We start from the raw sequence: 6,408 nt of genomic DNA on the forward strand, positions 1-6,408 counted from the left end.
GAGCTTGCCTCGCGATCTTTTAAGATCAAAAGATCGCGAGGCAAGCTCGCTCCTACAGATTCTGCTTAAAACCTCCCCGTTAGCGGGTATTCCACCGCGACCCGCAACTGGTCAGCGTCCAGTTCTGCCTGCGCCGCATTGCCGCGATGCACGTTATAGCGCAGCGACAGGGTGGTGCCTTTGGCCGCGCCACTTTGCACCACATAGCGCGCTTCCAGATCACGTTCCCAGTGTTTGCCACCTTTGCCATACCCCAAATAGGCATAGCCGCCTTTGGGATCAACCTGCGTGCCGTTGATCTGGCTGCCGCGCACATAGGCGGCACTGAGCATTAACCCCGGCAGGTTCCAGGGCGACATATCCAGGTCGTAGCGGGCTTGCCATGATTGCTCGTTCGGCGCATTGAAGTCAGACAATTGCACGGCGTTGCTGATAAAGATCGCGCCACGGGTCACGTAGTCGAACGGCGTGTCGCCATGCACCTTTTGATACCCGAGGCTGAAACTGTGCGGGCCTTGGGCATAGGTGCTCATCAAGCTCCAGGTGGTGTTGTTGATGGTGCCCGACAGCGCCTTGCCTTCATCGGTGGTGCGATAGAGGTTGAAGTTGAATGCCAGCGAGCGCTTTTCATCAAGCGGCTGGTTGAACAGGGCGCCCACGTGCTGCTGGTTCCAGGTGTTTTCATAGCGAGACGTATAAAGGCTGGTGCTCAGCTGTTTGCTGGGGCTATAGACCACACCCGCAAGGTCGAGCGCGTCGCCTTTGCGGCCGTTGGAGTAGTTCACCACAAACTCCTGGTTATGGCTGCTGGCGTTGCGATCGGTACTGCCGGTGAAGTGCCCGCCGACCATTTTCAGGGCATTGAACTCGTTGCTGGTGACAAACACCCCGGTGGCGGTCTCGGGCAACAGGCGGCTGTCGGATGAACTGAATACCGGGGTTTTGACCCGCTGCTCGCCGTACGACAGCACAGTGTTCGACATGCGCAGCTTGATCGCGGCGCCGCCCCGGGCGTAGTCGTCCTTGGGGTAGCCCTCGTTATCCAGCCCCAGCAACCGGGCCTTGCCCGCACGACCACCGCCACTGTCCAGTTTGACCCCGAGGTAGGCGTGGGCATCAATGCCGACGCCGATCAGCCCCTGGGTGAAACCTGACTGCAAGGTGCCCATCAGGCCGTACGCCCATTCCTCGGCGTAATCGTTACGTTCAGATCTGGTTTTGTAGGCATTGCGTGCGCTGCTGTTGCTGCTGCCGTGCTGGTAGTCGCGGCGGTCGTAGACACTGCGATTGAGCACCGCCCAAGTGCTGTCTTCGATAAAGCCATTGGCCTGGGACTGGGCCGAATCGGCCATGCTTGCGGGGCTGGCGAGGGCCAGCAAAATGGCTGAGCGGGAGCGTATGGTGGTCATGGCGCAGCCTGTCGGGCGAGGGCGGCATTCATGCGGTCGAGCGCGCGCTTGGGCAGTGAAGCAGGCAGGACTGGCGCCTCTGCCGGTGGTTCGCCCACTTGAATCAGCATCACCATGCCCATGGCCAGATGCGGCGTGCACTGAATGCCATAGAGGCCTGGCTCCGTGAAGGTCTGTTCGATTTCCTGATCAATCTTGCCCACAAAAGTCGGAACGACTTCTGGCCAAATGGCCGGCAAGGTCGCTGCGTTATGGCCGCTTTGCGCCGCCACGAACTTGACCGTATCACCGGGCGCAATCTGCAGGTAATCCGGGTCGTAGACCATGCCGGCGGTCGGGCTGCGGGTGAGCATTTTGACTTCATGGGTCTCGGCCAGTGTCGCAGGGGCAAGCAGGGCAGTGGTCAACAGCACGGTCAGGGATGAAATACGCATATCTGGTTATCCATAGAGTCTGGGTCCCAAGCGCGGGATGCGCGGCATGTTAGAGCAACATGCCGCGCCGTCCGCATTAGAAGTATTTCAGCCATGAAACATCTCGGCGACGGGCCTTGAGCCCGGCAAACCAGCGCACCGGCAGGTACAACGCCCCGGCCAGCAAAATAGCTGTCAGCCACACGGCGCCGATGCCGTCGAAACCGAAGTAATCGCCCTGATTCAAACCAAACAGGCCCACGCAGATCAGATACAGCACTTTGAGCACGTACAAGTGCAGCAGGTAGAAGAACATCGGCGCGGCGCCAAACACCGCGAGGGTGCGGATCCAGCGTTGCTGGCCTGCGCGTTCAAAGCCGAGCAACAGCAGCAGGCCGACGCCCAGGGTCAAAGTGAGAAACAGCAGCGAAGGCGGGTATTTGGTGATGTTGAAAAAGCTCATCAGGGTTTGCGTCACGTTGCTGTAGCCCACCCATTGCGCCTCGCCATAACCATTGAGCAAACGCAGGGCGACAAAGCCAAGCAGCGCGCCGGTGCCCGCAAGCAGCAGAAAACGCTGACGCAAGGCTGTTGAGGCAGAGCGTGCGAACCACGGCCCCAGGCAGTAGCCCAGCGCGATGACCCCGATCCACGGCAGCACCGGATACGATGTGCGCAAGCGCAGGTTGTCCGAAAACTCGATCCAGCCGCGATCATGCAAAATCGCCCAGGGCACATGCATTGCAGAACCTGCGGCAAAATGCACGTTGTCGAGCAGGTTATGCCCGGCAATGATCACCACGGCGAGCAGCAGAAGCAGCGGGCGCGGCAACCAGACAAGCCCGGCCAGGGCAATCATGCTGACGCCGATGGCCCAAATGACCTGCATGTAAATCACGCTTGGCGGGAACTGGAAGGTCCAGGCGAAGTTCACCAGGGTGAATTCCAGCACCACCAGAAACAGCCCGCGCTTGAACAGAAAAGCCGAGACGTCGCGGGTGCCCTGATACTTTTCTCCGTACAGGAACGCCGACAAACCGGTCAGCAAGACAAACACCGGGGCGCACAAGTGGGCCAAGGTCCGGCTAAAAAACAAGGCAGGGTCCGTGACATCAATGTTCATCGGGTCGGCCACCTGGCGATGCAAAAAGAACGTCTCGCGCACGTGGTCCAGCAGCATGAAGATGATCACCAACCCCCGAAGGGCGTCGATGGAGAGCAGGCGTTGGCCTGAAGGCGGGGCTTGAATTGCGTTTGGCATTGAAGAGATCACAGGCAGGTGAATGTCATAAGTTGCGTTACCTTATAACATTCGATCCGTGCCTGTCATCCGTGTGAGAACTATTCGCAATTAATACTGCGCGTGCTGGCGATCAGCGACGCACTTTGACCAACGCCATCAAGATCGCTGAGGACAGCACCCCGGCGAACATGAAGATGTAAGCCGCACCGGGGTTGCCGGTCAGGCCAATCAGGTAGCCGACGATCCATGAGCCGACAAAGGCGCCCAAGGCCCCACACGCATTGATCAGGCCAATGGCACCGCCGAAGACGTTGGTCGGAAGGATCTCCGGGATCAGCGCAAAAAACGGCCCGTAAGGTGCGTAAAGCGCGGCACCCGCTACCGTCAACAGCACGAACGACAGCCAGAAATGCTCAGAGCCCAGCAGATAAGAACCGAGGAACGCCAGCGCACCGAGTGCCAGTAACGGCCAGACGAAGTGTTTGCGTTGCTGGGATTTGTCCGAGGCCCATGACACCGCCAACATGGCGGCGACAGCGGCCACGTAGGGCACTGCGCTCAACCAGCCTACAGTGACGATGTCAGCTGCGGCTGCCTGTTTGATGATGCTCGGCAGCCACATGATGAAACCGTACACGCCGATGCTCCACAGCGCGTGAACACAGCACAACTGAATCACCACCGGGCTGGTGAAGGCCTGGCGGTAATTGCGTACTTGCGGCATGCCTTTCTGTTCATCGGCCAGGGTGGCGGTCAGCTGGGCTTTTTCCTGTTGCGTCAGCCAATTGACCTGCTCGGGCTTGTCACGTGCCATGCGCCACCAGACGAAGGCCCACAGCACGGCCGGGGCGCCTTCAATGACAAACATTTCGCGCCAGCCCCAGGCCTGAATCAGGTAGCCCGACACCACCGACATCCACAGCACCGTGACCGGGTTGCCCAGCACCAGAAAGGTGTTGGCCCGTGAGCGTTCCTTGCGGGTGAACCAGTTGCTGATAAAAATCAGCATGGCGGGCATCACGGCCGCTTCGACGATGCCCAGCGACACCCGAATGAACATCAGCATCGGGATGTTGGTCACCAGCCCCGTGGCCATGGCGCAAAAGCCCCACAGAATCAGGCTCCAGAACACCAGTTTGCGCACGCTGTACTTCTGCGCGTAAATCGCCCCCGGCACCTGGAAGAAGAAGTACCCAAGAAAAAACAGCGCGCCGATCAGCGAGGACATGCCTTTGGTAATGCCCAGGTCATGCTCGATTCCGGCAGCACTGGCAAAGCCGTAATTGGCCCGGTCCAGATAGGCGAGGCTGTAAGTGATGAAAATGATCGGGATCAGATACAGCCAGCGTTTTGGCGCAAAGCCCTTGGCCTTGACCGTTTGCTCACGAGTACCTGTCAGCGGCAGTGCGGGTTCTTTGAGAGTGCTCATGGGGTTCCCCCTGTTATTGTTTTTTTAGATGCAGGTTTAAACGACGCTGGTCAGGCCTCCATCGACAAACAGTGTTTGACCGTTAACGAAATCCGAAGCCGGGGAGGCCAGGAACACGGCAGCGCCGCACAGTTCTTCGACACGGCCCCAGCGCCCGGCCGGTGTGCGTTTGCACAGCCATTCTGAGAACTCCTGGTTGTCCACCAGTGCGCGGTTCATCTCGGTGGCAAAGTAGCCCGGCGCCAGGCCATTGGCCTGAATACCGTGGCGTGCCCATTCGGCGCACATGCCCTTGGTGAGCATTTTCACTGCGCCCTTGGAGGCGGCATAAGGCGCAATGGTCGGGCGTGCCAGCTCGCTTTGTACCGAGCAAATATTGATGATCTTGCCGCGTCCACGGCCAATCATGTGCCGCGCAACCGCTTGCGAGACATAGAACACACCGTCCAGATTGACCCGCATCAGATCGTGCCAATCGTTGGCGTCGTAGGTTTCCAGTGGCGCACGGCGCTGAATGCCCGCGTTGTTGACCAAAATATCAATGGCCCCGGTCTCGGCTTCAAAGGCGTTGATCGCGTCGAGCAGTTGTTCGCGTTGGGTCACATCAAACACCGCGAACTCGGCCTTGAGCCCCTCATCGCGTAATTGGCTGGAAACAGCGCGGGCTTTTTCGATATTGCGATCATTGATGACCACCGTAGCGCCCGCAGCCCCCAGACCGCGTGCCAGCTCAAGGCCAATGCCTTTGCCAGAGCCGGTGATCAAGGCGCGACGGCCATCCAGTCGAAAGCTGCTGAAATTGAATGACATGCTGTATTCCACCTGTGTGTTATCTCTGTCGATGCAGGCTTTGTGGGTGACAGAGATGATCTTGTTTTAGCCAGTTCACCCCAGGCCTTGCAGTGCGTCCAATCGTCATTGATGATCTCGTGATCAAAAACACTGATAACCACGTGTCAGCGTGCCTTCTGTTAGGAGTTCGAGAGTGGAAATCAAGCACCTGCGATCCTTTGTCACCCTGGCCGAAGAGCTGCATTTCGGGCGGGCCGCACACCGTTTGTCCATCGTGCAACCGGCCTTGAGCATGCAGATCAAGGTGCTTGAAGAAGAGCTGGGCGTGCGCCTGTTCGAACGCAATCGGCATTCGGTGATGCTCACCGAGGTGGGCGCGATCTTCTTGCCCGAAGCGCGAGCTACCCTGCAGCAAGCCGCCCACGCCAGCGATGTGGCTAAAGCCAGCGGGCGAGGGGAGATTGGCCGGGTGCGCTTTGGTTTTGTGTCTTCGGTGCTGCCGGAGCTCTTGCCGACTCTGATCCGCACCTTGCATGCGCGCTTCCCGCGGATCGAACTGGAACTCAAGGACATGCCCGGCCCGGATCAAGCCAGCGCCTTGCACAATGGCCAGCTGGATTTCGGGCTGATGCGTTTACCGGCGGTGATTCCTGGCATCCATACCCGCGTGGTACTGCAAGAGGCCTTCGTGGTCGCGTTGCCGAGTGATCATCCGCTGGCAGCCTGTGCCAGCATTCCGGCGACAGCGTTGGCCAACGTCCCGGTGTTTATTCTCGCCAGACGCTACGCACCGGGGTTCTACGACGAACTGATGCAAGCCCTGCGCAATCAGGGCGTGCAACTGCAGATCGGTTCCGAGCTGGGCGAATTCACCACCATGCTGGCGCTGGTTTCAGCCGGGCTGGGTATTGGCTTGCTGCCGGCCAACGCAGGCCGCGCATTGCCCGCCAACGTGGTCTCCCGGCCCCTGGAACTGGGCAGCTACAAAGCCAGCACCGGCCTGGCCTGGGTAGACCTGAACAGCGCGGTCAAACAGACCGTGTTCAACCTGATCAGCGACATGCTGTAGGAGCGAGCTTGCCTCGCGATCTTTTGATCTTTTAAAAGATCGCGAGGCAAGCT

Annotated in this window: 6 protein-coding genes; 1 reads left to right on the forward strand and 5 read right to left on the reverse strand. The window is 59.2% G+C overall.

The features are described from left to right. Nucleotides 1-65 precede the first annotated feature (65 nt). The 5 genes from AAEZ03_RS25350 to AAEZ03_RS25370 all read right to left on the reverse strand — a co-directional run bounded on the left by AAEZ03_RS25350 (nt 66) and on the right by AAEZ03_RS25370 (nt 5,304). Nucleotides 66-1,409 carry an OprD family porin gene (locus AAEZ03_RS25350; RefSeq protein WP_350582412.1) on the reverse strand — a complete coding sequence of 448 codons (1,344 nt, stop codon included), beginning with the start codon at nt 1,407-1,409 and terminating at the stop codon, nt 66-68. Then, nucleotides 1,406-1,843 (reverse strand): pseudoazurin, encoded by a 438-nt coding sequence (locus AAEZ03_RS25355; RefSeq protein WP_350582415.1) that lies wholly within the window; start codon nt 1,841-1,843, stop codon nt 1,406-1,408. Before AAEZ03_RS25355 ends, AAEZ03_RS25350 begins: the two co-directional genes overlap by 4 nt. Before the next feature lie 76 nt (nt 1,844-1,919). Continuing rightward, entirely contained in the window at nt 1,920-3,083 is a 1,164-nt protein-coding gene (locus AAEZ03_RS25360) for an acetyltransferase domain-containing protein (protein ID WP_350582418.1), read from the reverse strand. 112 nt (nt 3,084-3,195) lie between these two features. Then, nucleotides 3,196-4,494 (reverse strand): MFS transporter, encoded by a 1,299-nt coding sequence (locus tag AAEZ03_RS25365; protein ID WP_350582421.1) that lies wholly within the window; start codon nt 4,492-4,494, stop codon nt 3,196-3,198. A 36-nt stretch (nt 4,495-4,530) separates the two neighbouring features. Further along, nucleotides 4,531-5,304 carry an SDR family NAD(P)-dependent oxidoreductase gene (locus AAEZ03_RS25370; protein ID WP_350582424.1) on the reverse strand — a complete coding sequence of 258 codons (774 nt, stop codon included), beginning with the start codon at nt 5,302-5,304 and terminating at the stop codon, nt 4,531-4,533. Between the two features lie 175 nt (nt 5,305-5,479). Here AAEZ03_RS25370 and AAEZ03_RS25375 point away from each other — a divergent pair, with 175 nt between their 5' ends. After that, a complete protein-coding gene (locus AAEZ03_RS25375) occupies nt 5,480-6,355 on the forward strand; it encodes a LysR substrate-binding domain-containing protein (RefSeq protein WP_350582426.1) in 876 nt (291 codons plus the stop codon). Nucleotides 6,356-6,408 lie beyond the last annotated feature (53 nt).

The sequence above is a fragment of the Pseudomonas sp. HY2-MNA-CIBAN-0224 genome (assembly GCF_040310285.1).
Classification (GTDB): domain Bacteria; phylum Pseudomonadota; class Gammaproteobacteria; order Pseudomonadales; family Pseudomonadaceae; genus Aquipseudomonas; species Aquipseudomonas helleri.

Excerpts from the sequence above, each read along its gene's own strand:
- AAEZ03_RS25370 (WP_350582424.1), bottom strand. The coding sequence starts at position 5,304 with ATGTCATTCAATTTCAGCAGCTTTCGACTGGATGGCCGTCGCGCCTTG.
- AAEZ03_RS25365 (WP_350582421.1), bottom strand. The coding sequence starts at position 4,494 with ATGAGCACTCTCAAAGAACCCGCACTGCCGCTGACAGGTACTCGTGAG.
- AAEZ03_RS25360 (WP_350582418.1), bottom strand. The coding sequence starts at position 3,083 with ATGCCAAACGCAATTCAAGCCCCGCCTTCAGGCCAACGCCTGCTCTCC.
- AAEZ03_RS25350 (WP_350582412.1), bottom strand. The coding sequence starts at position 1,409 with ATGACCACCATACGCTCCCGCTCAGCCATTTTGCTGGCCCTCGCCAGC.
- AAEZ03_RS25355 (WP_350582415.1), bottom strand. The coding sequence starts at position 1,843 with ATGCGTATTTCATCCCTGACCGTGCTGTTGACCACTGCCCTGCTTGCC.